General features: G+C 62.1%; 12 protein-coding genes. 7 read left to right on the top strand and 5 right to left on the bottom strand.

Annotated features, from left to right (window positions below; translation table 11 throughout):
- Positions 1-2: 2 nt before the first annotated feature.
- The 5 genes from GGQ68_RS19115 to pedF form a co-directional block, all read right to left on the bottom strand.
- Positions 3-2,372: a xanthine dehydrogenase family protein molybdopterin-binding subunit gene (locus GGQ68_RS19115; RefSeq protein ID WP_183968846.1), complete on the bottom strand. Its 2,370-nt coding sequence runs from the start codon at positions 2,370-2,372 to the stop codon at positions 3-5.
- A 75-nt stretch (positions 2,373-2,447) separates the two neighbouring features.
- Positions 2,448-2,933 carry a (2Fe-2S)-binding protein gene (locus tag GGQ68_RS19110; protein ID WP_183968844.1) on the bottom strand — a complete coding sequence of 162 codons (486 nt, stop codon included), beginning with the start codon at positions 2,931-2,933 and terminating at the stop codon, positions 2,448-2,450.
- 73 nt (positions 2,934-3,006) lie between these two features.
- The gene (locus GGQ68_RS19105; protein ID WP_183968843.1) at positions 3,007-3,510 is read right to left on the bottom strand and encodes an SRPBCC family protein; all 504 of its coding nucleotides are present in this window, start codon (positions 3,508-3,510) and stop codon (positions 3,007-3,009) included.
- Positions 3,511-3,582: 72 nt separating this feature from the next.
- Positions 3,583-4,515, bottom strand: a complete 933-nt coding sequence (locus tag GGQ68_RS19100) for a substrate-binding periplasmic protein (protein ID WP_183968841.1) — start codon at positions 4,513-4,515, stop codon at positions 3,583-3,585.
- Positions 4,516-4,550: 35 nt separating this feature from the next.
- The gene (gene pedF, locus GGQ68_RS19095; RefSeq protein WP_183968839.1) at positions 4,551-5,219 is read right to left on the bottom strand and encodes a cytochrome c-550 PedF; all 669 of its coding nucleotides are present in this window, start codon (positions 5,217-5,219) and stop codon (positions 4,551-4,553) included.
- A gap of 166 nt (positions 5,220-5,385) precedes the next feature.
- On the opposite strand from pedF, the gene GGQ68_RS19090 reads away from it, so the two are divergent.
- From GGQ68_RS19090 to GGQ68_RS19060, 7 genes are all read left to right on the top strand, one after another.
- Positions 5,386-6,561, top strand: coding sequence for an ABC transporter substrate-binding protein (locus GGQ68_RS19090; RefSeq protein WP_183968837.1), 1,176 nt, complete (start codon positions 5,386-5,388; stop codon positions 6,559-6,561).
- Between the two features lie 82 nt (positions 6,562-6,643).
- Complete coding sequence (locus GGQ68_RS19085; RefSeq protein WP_183968835.1) at positions 6,644-7,606, top strand: YVTN family beta-propeller repeat protein; 963 nt, start codon at positions 6,644-6,646, stop codon at positions 7,604-7,606.
- A gap of 200 nt (positions 7,607-7,806) precedes the next feature.
- Positions 7,807-8,517 carry an ABC transporter ATP-binding protein gene (locus GGQ68_RS19080; RefSeq protein ID WP_183968833.1) on the top strand — a complete coding sequence of 237 codons (711 nt, stop codon included), beginning with the start codon at positions 7,807-7,809 and terminating at the stop codon, positions 8,515-8,517.
- On the top strand, positions 8,514-9,305 hold the full coding sequence (locus tag GGQ68_RS19075; protein ID WP_183968831.1) for an ABC transporter permease: 792 nt from the start codon (positions 8,514-8,516) through the stop codon (positions 9,303-9,305). The genes GGQ68_RS19080 and GGQ68_RS19075 overlap by 4 nt, the downstream gene beginning before the upstream one ends.
- A gap of 13 nt (positions 9,306-9,318) precedes the next feature.
- Positions 9,319-9,849, top strand: coding sequence for a tetratricopeptide repeat protein (locus tag GGQ68_RS19070; protein WP_183968829.1), 531 nt, complete (start codon positions 9,319-9,321; stop codon positions 9,847-9,849).
- Positions 9,850-10,005: 156 nt separating this feature from the next.
- On the top strand, positions 10,006-10,413 hold the full coding sequence (locus tag GGQ68_RS19065) for a c-type cytochrome (RefSeq protein WP_183968826.1): 408 nt from the start codon (positions 10,006-10,008) through the stop codon (positions 10,411-10,413).
- Between the two features lie 520 nt (positions 10,414-10,933).
- Positions 10,934-12,694 (top strand): PQQ-dependent methanol/ethanol family dehydrogenase, encoded by a 1,761-nt coding sequence (locus tag GGQ68_RS19060; protein ID WP_183968824.1) that lies wholly within the window; start codon positions 10,934-10,936, stop codon positions 12,692-12,694.
- Positions 12,695-12,758 lie beyond the last annotated feature (64 nt).

Here is a 12,758-nt window from a genome sequence, read left to right as displayed (position 1 = left end):
ACTTATGCCTGCATGGCAGCCCAGACACGCGACGGCGTCACGGGCATGTCGATGTGCTCGACCTTGTGTCCGCCCGAATGCAGCGCGTCGATCACGGCGTTCACCACCGTCGGCGGGGAGCCGATGGCACCGGCCTCACCGCAGCCCTTCACACCCAGCGGGTTGTGCGTGCACGGTGTCTGGCAGGAGTGGTCCACCACGTAGTTCGCCATCATCGGCAGGTCATCGGCGCGCGGCATTGCGTAATCCATGTAGGACGCGCTCAGCAGCTGGCCGTTCTCGTCGTAAGACGCGTTTTCCAGCAGCGCCTGACCGATGCCCTGAGCGATGCCGCCGTGGACCTGACCTTCGACGATCATGGGGTTGATGACATTGCCGAAGTCGTCGGATGACACGAACTTTTCGATCTTCACTTCGCCGGTTTCGGGGTCAAGCTCCACTTCGCAGGCGTAGGCCCCTGCCGGATAGGTGAAGTTGGCCGGATCGTAGAACGCCGTCTCCTCCAGGCCCGGCTCGATGTCCTCAAGGGGATAGTTGTGCGGCACGTAGGCGGCGAGCGTCACATCCCCCCAAGCCACGGACTTGTCCGTTCCTGCCACCGAGAACTGACCATCCTTCAGCTCGATGTCGGCCTCGGAGGCCTCAAGCAGGTGGGCGGCGATCTTCTTGGCCTTGTTGATGATCTTCTCGGTCGCGCGGACCATCGCGGAGCCACAGACCGCCAGCGAGCGCGAGCCATACGTGCCCATGCCGAACGGGATCTTCGAGGTGTCGCCGTGCACGATGTCGATCAGGCTGTCGTCAATGCCGAGCATCTCTGCGACGACCTGCGGGAACACGGTTTCGTGGCCCTGGCCGTGGGAGTGCGCCCCCACCATAACGGAGATGGAGCCAGTGGCGTTCACACGGACCGTGGCCGCGTCATACAGACCGGCGCGTGCGCCAAGCTGACCCACGAGGTTCGACGGCGCGATGCCGCAGGCCTCGATGAAGCAGTTGATGCCAAGGCCGCGCAGCTTGCCCTTCGCTTCGCTTTCCTTGCGGCGCGCGTCGAAGTTGCCGAGGTCCATCAGCTCTTCCATCTTGTCCATCGTGGCGACGTAATCGCCGGTGTCGTACTCGACAGCCACCGGGGTCGCGTAGGGGAACTGAGTGATGAAGTTCTGACGGCGCAGCTTGATCGGGTCGACGCCCAGCTCGCGGGCCGCCTTGTCGATGACACGCTCCAGCGAATAGGTCGCCTCGGGGCGTCCTGCACCACGGTAGGCGTCCACCGGCACGGTGTTGGTGAAGACGGCCTTCACGTTCACCTGCACGGCGGGCGTGCGGTAGTTGCCGGCCATCAGCGTGCCATGCAGCCAAGTCGGCACCGAGGTCGAAAAGGTCGACAGATAGGCGCCCATGTTGGCGTAGGTATCGGTACGCAACGCGGTGAAGTTGTTGTCCGCGTCGAGCGCCAGCTCGATCTTGGTCACGTGGTCACGGCCATGCGCGTCGGACATGAAGGCCTCGGAGCGGGTCGAGGTCCATTTGACGGCGCGGTTGATCTGGCGTGCGGCGAAGGTGCAGAAGGCTTCCTCGGCGTAGTGGAAGATCTTCGTGCCGAAACCGCCGCCCACATCGGGGGCCACAACGCGCAGCTTGTGCTCGGGAATGCCAAGGACAAAGGCGCCCATCAGCAGCCGGATCACGTGCGGGTTCTGCGAGGTGGTATAAAGCGTGCTTTCGTCATTGGCGCGGGCATAATCCCCCACCGCCACGCGAGGCTCCATCGGGTTGGCAATCAGACGGTTGTTCACCAGCTCCAGCGTGGTGACATGCGCGGCCTCGGAGAATGCCTTTTCGACAACCTCCGTGTCGGAGCCGAACTGCCAGTCATAGCAGAGGTTGTCGCTCAGATCGTCATGCACAAGGGCGGAGTCGGATGTGAGCGCGGCCTTCATGTTGACCACGGCGGGCAGATCTTCGATGTCGACCACGATGGCTTCGGCAGCGTTGCGCGCCTCTTCCAGGCTGTCCGCGACAACGGCGGCGATCGGATCGCCCACGTGACGGACCTTGCCCTGCGCCAGAACCGGGTGCGCCGGCTCCTTCATCGGGTCGCCGTTCTTGTCGGTGATTTCCCAGCCGCACGGCAGGCCGCCAATGCCTTCGAAGTCCGCGCCGGTGAAGATGCGGACCACGCCCGGCATCTCTGCCGCCTCGGTGGTGTCGATGTTGGTGATCTTGCCGTGCGCCACGTCCGAGCGCAGGAAGTGCACGTAAGCCTGGTTATGAATGTTGATGTCGTCGGTGTACTGACCGGCCCCGGTCAGGAAGCGGGCGTCCTCACGCCGCTTCGGGCTTGCGCCAATGCCATGATCCTTCGGCATAGTATTCCTCCCTTGGATGGTGGGACAAACCCACCCTACGCAATGTTTTGGACGGGTCGCCCCGTCATGAAAGTCTTACTCGGCCGCGACTGCGGGCACGTCCTGACCGGAGGCCGCCAGAATGGCACGGACGATGTTGTGGTAGCCGGTGCAGCGGCAAATGTTGCCTTCGAGGTGGTGGCGCACCTCGGCCTCGGTGGGCTTGGGGTTGTCCTTCAGCAGCGAAGAGGCCGCCATCACCATTCCGGGAGTGCAAAAGCCGCATTGCAGCCCGTGGTATTCCTTGAACGCAGCCTGGATCGCGTTCAGCGTGCCGTCAGGGGCCGCCTGCCCTTCGATGGTGCCGATCTCTGCGCCGTCACATTCCCCCGCGAACATGGTGCACGCTTTGACCTGCTTGCCGTTCACATGAATGGTGCAGGCACCGCATTGCGAGGTGTCGCAGCCTACGTGGGTGCCGGTCAGCCGCAGCTCGTCGCGCAGGAACTCGGTCATCAGGGTGTTGCCCTTGACCGACTTGGTGACGGACTTGCCGTTCACCTTCATCGTTACTTCTGCCATCGTTTCCCTCCCTGGAAATCTCGTATCTGGGTAAAGGCGTCCCGCGACAGCGGCGTGACGCCCGGATCTGGGGTCAGCCGGTGATCTTTTTCAGCCAGCTTTTCTTTTCTTCGGGCTCGGCCTCGGTCACGTCGCCGGGGCCTTCGACCGCGTTCTGGAAGTTCTCAAAGAACTGATCGGCCATCTTCTTGGCAAAGCCGTCGATGATGCGGGAGCCAAGCTGCGCCAGCTTGCCGCCGACGTTGGCTTCGACATCGTAGTGCAGCTCTGTGCCGTCCTCGACCTCGGCCAGGGTCACGACCGCGCCGCCCTTGGCAAAGCCCGCCGCGCCGCCCTTGCCCTCACCGGACAGCTTCAGGGCTTCGGGGGCGGTCATGTCGGTCATTGCGACCTGCCCTTTGAAGGTGGCCTTCACCGGGCCGACCTTCTGGACGACGGTTGCCTCGTAGCCCTCCTCGGGGGAGCCGGACATCTCGGTGCAGCCGGGCACGCAGGCCTTGAGCACTTCGGGGTCCTGGATTGCCGCCCAGACCTGCTCGCGCGGGGCCTTGATGATACGGGAATCGCTCATTTTCATGGGTGTGTCCTCTCTCTTGTGCGTCAGCCTAGGCGTGTGGCCCGCGACGTCATATTAGACCAATGGATGATTTCACCATTCGGGCGGAATGTGTGTCAGCCCGTAGGTGTCAAAGATTTCTGCGATGCGCCCGTCGTCAAGTGCTTCTGTCACCGCGTCACCCACGGTGTAGGACAGCCCGCGATAGGCAAAGTGTACGGCGGTCCCGATGGGCCATTTCGATTTGGCCAACCCGGCAAGCGGCGGCTGGTGGATCGCCACCCCCTCGCCCGCAAAGAACTCCAGCTGTGCCAGCGGACCCATCGCGGCCATCGTCTCCCCCGCGTTCAGCGCCTCCATCGCCAGTTGCATGGATGGATAGCGTCGCACGCCTTGGGCAGTCTGACCACCGGCAAAGCTGGTGAGATAGAAATCCGCGATGGAGTCGTTTTCCACGGCGACGGTGTCAAAGCGGAAATAGGCGGGCACCGGACCGCCGTCGGGATAGTCCGCCTCGCGGTAGGCGATGGCCACGTGTTCCTCGTGGTACTGCCCGGGAAAGACCACCTGCTCCACCCGGCACTTGAAGGCAGAGTCGTAAGGCACGCGCATCATGACGTTGGAGACAGCCCCACCGACGATGCCACCCTGCCAGATGTTGAAGCGCAAATCGGCGTCCAGGTTTTCCGCAGCCGCAACGAATTTGAAACTGGGTTTTACACCGATGTAGCTGGCGATCAGCCGGGCGACGTCCACGTCAATGCCGCGGGGTGTGCCGCCCTCCTGAAAGGAATAGGGCGGATAGTCGTCATAGAGCGCGAAGGTCATGCTGCCACGCTCCATGATGGTGTCGAGGTCCTGGCCGACGATATCGCGGCCGGCGTTCTGGGGCTTCGGCTGTGGCACGTAATCGGCGCACGGATCTGCTGCACGGGCTGCGCCCGCAGGCAGGGAGGCGGCCAGAGCGGCCAGCAAACACGCGCTGGCCGCCCGGCCCAGCCAAGTCACGAAACCTGTCGAAATCATGCGCAGCTCTCCTCCCCCGAAACCTGTCAGATCAATCAGTGCGCTGCCGACAGGCCGATGGTCAAGGCTTCGGCCGCCTTCTGTGCGCCGTGTTCCGTGCCGTCGAGCAAGGCCGCCGCGCGCGAGGCCGCGCTGTCGGCCACCGGGGCGCCTGACATGGTCTCGATGTTCTCGGCGATCTCGGTGAGGCGCTCCTTGGTCGCGTCATCGGCGGTGCCCTCTTCCACGATCTGGTCGCGGATGGCCTTCAGCTCGTCGGCATATTCAGCGGCGCTGTCGTCGTCGGGACGCGTCTCGATGTAGGTGCGGATCGCCCAAGCCGCCTCCTGGCCAAGCAGCTCCCCGAAGGCGGGCATCTTGGTCGTGCCGTTCTGCGTGTAGCCGGTGCGGAACCGTTCGATGAACCACTCGTCGCCATATTCTTCGGCCTCCAGAAAGCGCAGGTCGGGGGCGAGGCCACCAGAGATCACTTCGAGCCCGTGGCACCGCGCGCAGTTCTGGTTGTAGCCAGAGGAGCCGATCTCTACCGCCTTGGCCCAGACCTCCTCCCCCGCTTCCTCGACACGATAGGGGTTTTCGGTCAACCACTCTTCGCCCACGGCGGGCAAGCCTGCGGTGTCCACCGCCTGCGGGGCCACGTTACCATGCGCCAAGGCAACAACCGGCAGCGCCAAAACAAGGGCACCAAGGGTAAACGTCTTCATATTGTCCTCCTCCCATTCAGGGTGTTCGCGTTGCCGAGACCCTAAGCGGAGAGCCGCAGACGCCACCATTGGACTTTCGTGGCGCGCAGCCCCCCGTCCCGCGCGACGAAGGTCGTATTGAGGCGGAACGGCGCATGGTTAGCCTGCCACCGAGGGAGGATTATTCATGCGTTCCATCGCCAAAACGTTGGCCTGCGCCGTGCTGTGCGTGGGAGGCATGTCCGCGCCTTCCGAGGCCGCAGACATCCGTTTGCATTACCTGCGACAGGAGGTTGAGCAGCCTCCCACCCTGTCGAATCTGGAGCCTGTTCCCACGGATGAAGGTCGCGCCGGTGCCGAGCTTGCCCTTGAAGACAATGCCACCACCGGCACCTTCATGGGGCAGACATGGACGCTCCAAAGCACGCACGTTGCCGTGGACGGAGATTTCACCGCCGCTGTACGGGAGGCTCTGAAAACCACGGACCTCTTGGTGCTGGATGCGCCTGTGGATGACGTACTTGCCGCGGCGGACCTGCCAGAAGCGCAAGACGCACTGCTGTTCAACACGGCTGCACCGGAACGCGCGTTGCGAGACGAGGCCTGTCGCGCCAACGTGCTGCATACGCTGCCCTCCCGCGCGATGCTGACAGACGCGCTGATGCAGTTCTTTGTTGCGCGCCGCTGGACGGCCATCGTGATGATTGAAGGCACCAAGCCCGGTGATCTTGCGCTTGGGGAAAGCTATCGGGACTCTGCCGCGAAATTTGGACAAAGCGTCCGGCGCACGCAAAGCTGGGAGGACTCAGGCGATTTGCGCCGTAATGCGTCCCAGGAGGTGCCGATTTTCACCCAAGGGTTGGGCAAATACGATGTGCTGGTGGTGGCCGACGAGCTGAACGACTTTGCCCGGTACATCCCCTACAACACCTGGATGCCCCGCCCTGTCGCGGGCAGCGAAGGCCTGCGTCCCTCGGCGTGGTCCCCCGTGGTGGAACAATGGGGCGCGGCCCAGTTGCAAAGCCGGTTCGAGGACGCGGCCGGGCGCCAGATGCGCGACCGCGACTACGCCGCCTGGGCCGCTGTGCGCGCCGTGGGCGAGGCCGTCACACGGACCGGCGCGTCCTCCGCCCCGGAGCTGCGCGCCTACATGCTTGGTGACAGCTTTGAGCTGGCAGGCTTCAAGGGGCGGCCCCTGACCTTTCGCCCCTGGAACGGGCAATTGCGGCAGACAATTCCGCTGACACACCGTGGCTCGGTGGTGGCCAATGCACCGATTGAAGGCTTTCTGCATCCGAAGACGGAACTGGACACCCTTGGCCTCGACGCGCCCGAAAGCCGTTGCACCGCTTTCGGCAAATAACCGAAGACCCCATTTTATCGCCCCGCATCCTTTGGGGACCGTGGCAGCGCCCGATCCCGCCGTTTAATGCATAGGACACACCATGAAATATACGCCGCTTCTCGCCGCCCTTTTGCTGGCCCAGCCTGTGAAGGCCGATGAAATCTGGGTCACCAACGAAAAGGACAACACCGTCAGCGTGATAGATGTCGACACGCAGGAGGTTACGCACACCTACGAGACAGGCGAACGCCCCCGTGGCATCATATTCAGCCATGATTATTCGGTGGTCTATATCTGCGCCTCTGACAGTGACTCCGTGCAGGTGATGGACCCGGACACCGGTGAGATCCTGCACGATCTGCCGTCTGGTGAAGATCCGGAGCAATTCGCCCTGCACCCGGACGACCGTCACCTTTATATCGCCAATGAGGACGACGCGATTACGACCGTTGTGGACACGCAAACACGCACCGTGGTCGCGCAAATCAATGTGGGGATCGAGCCGGAGGGGATGGCCGTCTCACCCGACGGCGCCATCGCGATCACCACGTCGGAAACGACCAACATGGCGCATTGGATCGACACCGAAACGCAAGAGTTGTTTGCCAACACTCTGGTGGATTCGCGCCCACGTCATGCGGAGTTCGTAAAGGACGGCAGCGAGCTCTGGGTGAGTTCTGAAATCGGCGGAACGATTTCTGTGTTTGATGTGGCGACGCAGGCCGAAAAGGCAAAGCTGGAGTTCAAGATCAAGGGCGTGCACCCCGACAAAGTGCAGCCCGTGGGGTTTGAACTGACCGCGGATGACACTCATGCCTTTGTTGCGCTTGGGCCGGCGAACCACCTGGCCGTGGTCAATGCCGAGACTTACGAGGTTGAGGATTACATCCTGGTGGGACGACGCGTCTGGCATATGGCCTTCAACGCTGACAAATCGTTGCTGTTCACAACCAATGGCGTGTCCGGCGACGTGACGGTGGTGGATGTCGCCGATCGCAAAGCCGTGAAAACCATCAAGGTTGGGCGATTTCCCTGGGGTGCAGCCTTCAGACCGACCGAATGAGGGCGGACACCCGGCATTAGTTGATCGACCGGCAATGCCTGTGGGATTGGCGACAACAGGAGTTCGGTGGGTCAGGCTGTGCGTTGCTTGCCCGGCGACACTGGCTGGGACGTGTCGACACGTCAGAAAATCGCCATGTCAGGAATTGAGACTTGGGTCGCGCTTGCGCACAAAGCGGTTTCGGATGCAGGGTCTCAGATATGCTAAGTGTATCTGACCTTTCGTTTTCCTATGACACCAAGCAGGCGTTGAAAGATGTGTCCTTTCGCGCCGAGCCGGGACGCTTTACCGCGTTGCTCGGCCCCAATGGCGCGGGCAAATCGACGCTTTTTGCTTTGCTGACCCGGTTGTTTACGACCCGCGATGGACAGATAGAGATCGCGGGACATGATCTGGCGAAAGCCCCAAGAGAGGCCTTGGCGGTGATGGGAGTGGTGTTCCAGCAGCCTACTCTGGATCTGGAGCTGACCATTCGCCAGAACCTGTCCTACTTTGCCGCGCTGCACGGATTGTCTGGCAAAGACGCTGCGATGCGCATAGACGCGGCCCTCGACCGGCTGGATATCCGCGCCCGTGCCGGTGAAAAAGCACGGTCCTTGAATGGCGGGCACCGACGCCGCACCGAGTTGGCACGTGCGTTGATCCATCAGCCGAAGGTCTTGCTGTGTGATGAACCGACCGTGGGACTGGATGCGCAGGCGCGTGCGGCCATCACGGCGCATGTTCATGATCTGGCAGAGGACGGCTTGACCGTGCTTTGGGCGACCCATTTGACCGATGAGGTGCGCGAAAGCGATGATGTGCTGCTCTTGCACCAAGGCGTGTTGCGGGCGTCTGGGACGGCCCGTGATCTGACCGGTGCGCAAGCATTGAACGACTGGTTTCTGGAACAGACAGGCACACCCGTATGACCCGCCGGTTTCCCGCCTTCAAAGCCATCGTGCTGCGCGAAGTGCTGCGTTTCATCCATCAACGCGAGCGGTTCCTGGCGGCGTTGGTGCGGCCCCTGATCTGGCTTTTGGTCTTTGCCGCGGGGTTTCGCGCGGCGCTGGGCCTGTCGATCATCCCGCCTTATCAGACCTACATCACCTACGAGACCTACATCGTTCCCGGCCTGTGCGGCATGATCCTGCTGTTCAACGGGATGCAGACGTCGCTGAGCCTTGTCTACGACCGGGAGATGGGGTCCATGCGACTGCTTTTGACCGCGCCGCAGCCTCGATGGTTTCTTTTGTTTTCAAAGCTTTGCGGCGCGACCTTCATCGGAATCCTTCAGTGTTACGCGTTCCTGATCATCGCCCGTCTGTTCGGTGTGGAACATCCACTGCTTGGGCATCTCACGGTTTTGCCGGCGTTGATCCTGGCCGGGTTGATGCTGGGGGCGCTGGGACTGGCGATTTCGAGCTTCATCAAGCAGTTGGAGAATTTCGCCGGGGTCATGAACTTCGTCATCTTCCCAATGTTCTTCCTTAGCTCCGCGCTCTATCCCCTTTGGAAGATGCAAGAATCTTCGGAAACACTTTACTGGATCTGTCGCCTGAACCCCTTCACCCATGCGGTCGAACTGATCCGGTTCGCGCTGCATGTCAGCCTGTCGCCCTGGGCCCTTCTCTGGACGGTACTGGCGGGCGCGGCATTCACCGTATTGGCGCTTTGGGGCTATGACCCGGCCCGTGGTATGATCCGCAAGCGTCGTTAAAAGGAGAACCGCCATGTATCGCATCATCGCCGCATTGCTGATCCCAACCGCCGTGATGGCCGAGGGGGACGCACTTGGCACGCTCAACCCCGAAGAGATGACCTGGGGCAGCATGCTGGACCGCGCCGAAGAGGGTGAGACCTCCATGACGCTCTGCGCCTCTGGCTACATGCTGACGAAGTCCGGCCGCCACGCGGCGGCGCGCACCCTGTTCGAGAATTGCGCCGAGGCCGGGTACACCGGCGCGATGACCTGGATGAGCCAAATGGACAACAACGGTCTGGGCGGCGACTACAACCCCGATGCCGCAGCCGAGTGGGACCGGCGGGCAGCGGATCTGGGCGACCCGGTGGGCAAGTTCAACCACGGTTTGAACCTGATGCGCGGCCATGGCGTCGCACGGGACGAGGTGCAGGGGCGCGCGTTCGTCGATGCGGCAGCAGCGGAGGGTCTGGAGGTGGCGCGTCGTTTGCAAGGTGCAGGATACGATCTGGATGAGGTCACACCAGACGCGGACAACTGGAAATACGCACCGGCGTTCTGAGCAAAATACGGCGGGTCCTTCCCGGATCTGTTGGTCCAGGGCTGCACACCCTCAGGGTCGTACGACCAAAGCACAAGAGACCCAGTTGACGTGAATCAAGTCCCTGCCGTTCCGCCCCTCCTAGGCTGGTGCGAGACATCACACAGGAGACCCGAAATGTCCCGCTTCCCCCTCGTCGCCGTCGCGCTTGTCCTTGCAGGACCTGCCGTTTCCGATACCTTTGAAGAGGTGAAAGTGTCCGCCGGGCAGACGTTGTTCGAAGGTGAATGCAAACGCTGTCATGCCGTCAACAGCGACGATCCCTCCTACGGGCCTCCGTTGGAAAACGTGTTGAACCGCGCTGCCGGGGCCTACCCAGACTATGACTATTCCATCGCACTGGAGGCCTCTGGCATCGTGTGGACGCCCGCGGCTTTGCGCGCCTGGATGGAAGATAATGACGGCTTCATGCCCGGCACCAAGATGCGCCATGTGGGGATTGAGGACCGGACAGTGCAGGATTTCATCCTTGCCTATCTGACCGCGATCAGCCCGCAGGACAACACCGCCATTGATGGAGAGTAGATCTTTGGGAGGGGCGCCTCGGTGCCCCTCCGCGCCAAGGGTGCGCGTCGCTTGCTTGATGTGTCGGAAGTGTCGTTGTTTCGCCGGGGACCAGAGCATTCCGACATTTTCGTTTCTCGGCCAACGCAAGATTTTTCTTCAGGCTTGGAAAGAAACCTTCCGGCTTAAGACTGTGATCCTGTGCCGGATCATGACGCCAGATGTCTTCTTGGCGTAAGGCGCTGTTGTGGGCAGCGACGCGCCTGCGTCCATGTAAGCGGGCGCTATAAAGCACGCGCACCCCTCCCGCATCCCCTTGGCGCAGACTGAATGGCTCGAATCGCGACCAACCCCCGCGGGCATTAGGTCAAGTGCCAAAGGGTCGTACGACTTTGGCCGTCTATGACCCTGACGCGCGTCTCTTATAGTTCTCTTAGAAATGCCGTGAAGCCGCTGGAGGAGCCGACCTGTGCCAAGGTCCGGTCAGCGCGCCCCACCCGCATGGATAGAACGACCAAACTTATGTTCATGGGAGGAACTGATGAACAAATTTGTTGCAGCCGTCACGCTCGCGCTGCTCGCCACCGGCGCGCAGGCAGAAGTGACCGAAGACATGCTGGCCAACGACGCCACGATGACCAATCAGGTTGTCACCAACGGCATGGGCCGCCACCTGCAGCGCTACTCGCCACTGGAGACGCTGAACAAGGACAACGTCAAGAACCTCGTTCCGGCCTGGGCCTTCTCGCTGGGCGGGGAAAAGCAACGTGGGCAGGAAACCCAGCCGATCATCTATGACGGCATCATGTATATCACCGGCTCCTACTCGCGCCTCTACGCTATCGACGTGGCGACCGGCAAGGAGCTGTGGCAGTACGATGCGCGTTTGCCCGAAGGCATTTTGCCCTGCTGTGACGTGATCAACCGTGGCGCGGCGATCCACGGCGACAAGGTCATCTTCGGCACGCTCGACGCGCGCCTCGTCGCACTGGACCGCAAGACAGGCGACGTGATCTGGCGCGACAAGATTGCCGATTACAAGGCAGGCTACTCCTACACCGCCGCCCCTCTGGTGGTGGGCGATCTGGTCGTGACCGGCAACTCCGGCGGTGAATTCGGCATCGTCGGCGAAGTGCAGGCGCGCAATGTCGAGAACGGCGATCTCGTCTGGACCCGCCCAGTGATCGAAGGCCACATGGGCACGCTGAACGGCGAAGAAAGCACCATGACCGGTGAACTGAACGCCACTTGGCCCGGCGACATGTGGAAGACCGGCGGCGGCGCGACGTGGCTTGGTGGTTCCTACGACGAACGCACCGACACGCTGATCTTTGGCGCGGGCAACCCGGCGCCGTGGAATTCCTGGCTGCGCAACGCAGGCGACAAGAACGATGGCTCCGGTGACAATCTGTACGCCGCCAGCCGCATCGGCATCGACCCGTCCAATGGCGAGATCAAGTGGCATTACCAGACCACACCGCGCGAAGGCTGGGACTATGACGGCGTGAACGAAGTCGTCGCCTATGATGACCGTGAGGGCAACCAGCGCCTTGCGACCGCCGACCGGAATGGCTTCTTCTATGTTCTGGATGCGGCCGACGGAGGTTTCATTTCCGCTGATCCCTTCGTCAAGGACATCACCTGGGCTGAGGGCATCGACGACACCGGCCGCCCGATCTTCAACGAGGACGGTCGCCCCGGCAACCCTGCCGAAGCCGCAGACGGCAACAAGGGCGATGTGGTTTTCGCCTCTCCGTCCTTCCTTGGCGGGAAGAACTGGATGCCGATGGCGTTCAGCCAGAAGACCGGCAACTTCTACGTGCCGTCCAACGAATGGGGCATGGACATCTGGAATGAGCCGATCACCTACAAGAAGGGCGCGGCCTACCTCGGCTCCGGCTTCACCATCAAGCCGAACTACGAGGACCACATCGGCTCGCTGAAGGCGATCGACCCCGACACCGGCGAATGGGTCTGGGAATACAAGAACGATGCGCCGCTTTGGGGGGGCGTCATGACCACCGCGGGCGGCCTGGTGTTCTTTGGCACGCCCGAGGGTGAGTTCATCGCGCTCGACGACGAGACAGGTGAGAAGCTTTGGTCCTTCCAGACCGGCTCCGGCATCGTCGGCCAGCCCGTCACATGGGAACAGGATGGCGAGCAATATGTCTCCATCATCTCCGGCTGGGGTGGCGCGGTTCCGCTTTGGGGTGGTGAGGTTGCCAAGAAGGTGAACTACCTCAACCAGGGTGGTCTGCTCTGGACCTTCCGTCTGCCCAAAGAGATGGCTTCGGCCAACTGATCTGCCCTCCCGGATCAGGCGTGACGCCCGGTGCCATGTGCACCGGGCGTTTTGCGTGAGAGGG

This window comes from Sagittula marina (assembly GCF_014196795.1).
GTDB classification, from domain to species: Bacteria; Pseudomonadota; Alphaproteobacteria; order Rhodobacterales; family Rhodobacteraceae; genus Sagittula; species Sagittula marina.
Note: the sequence above shows the minus strand (reverse complement) of the source record. Positions and strands in the feature narration are given on the sequence as shown.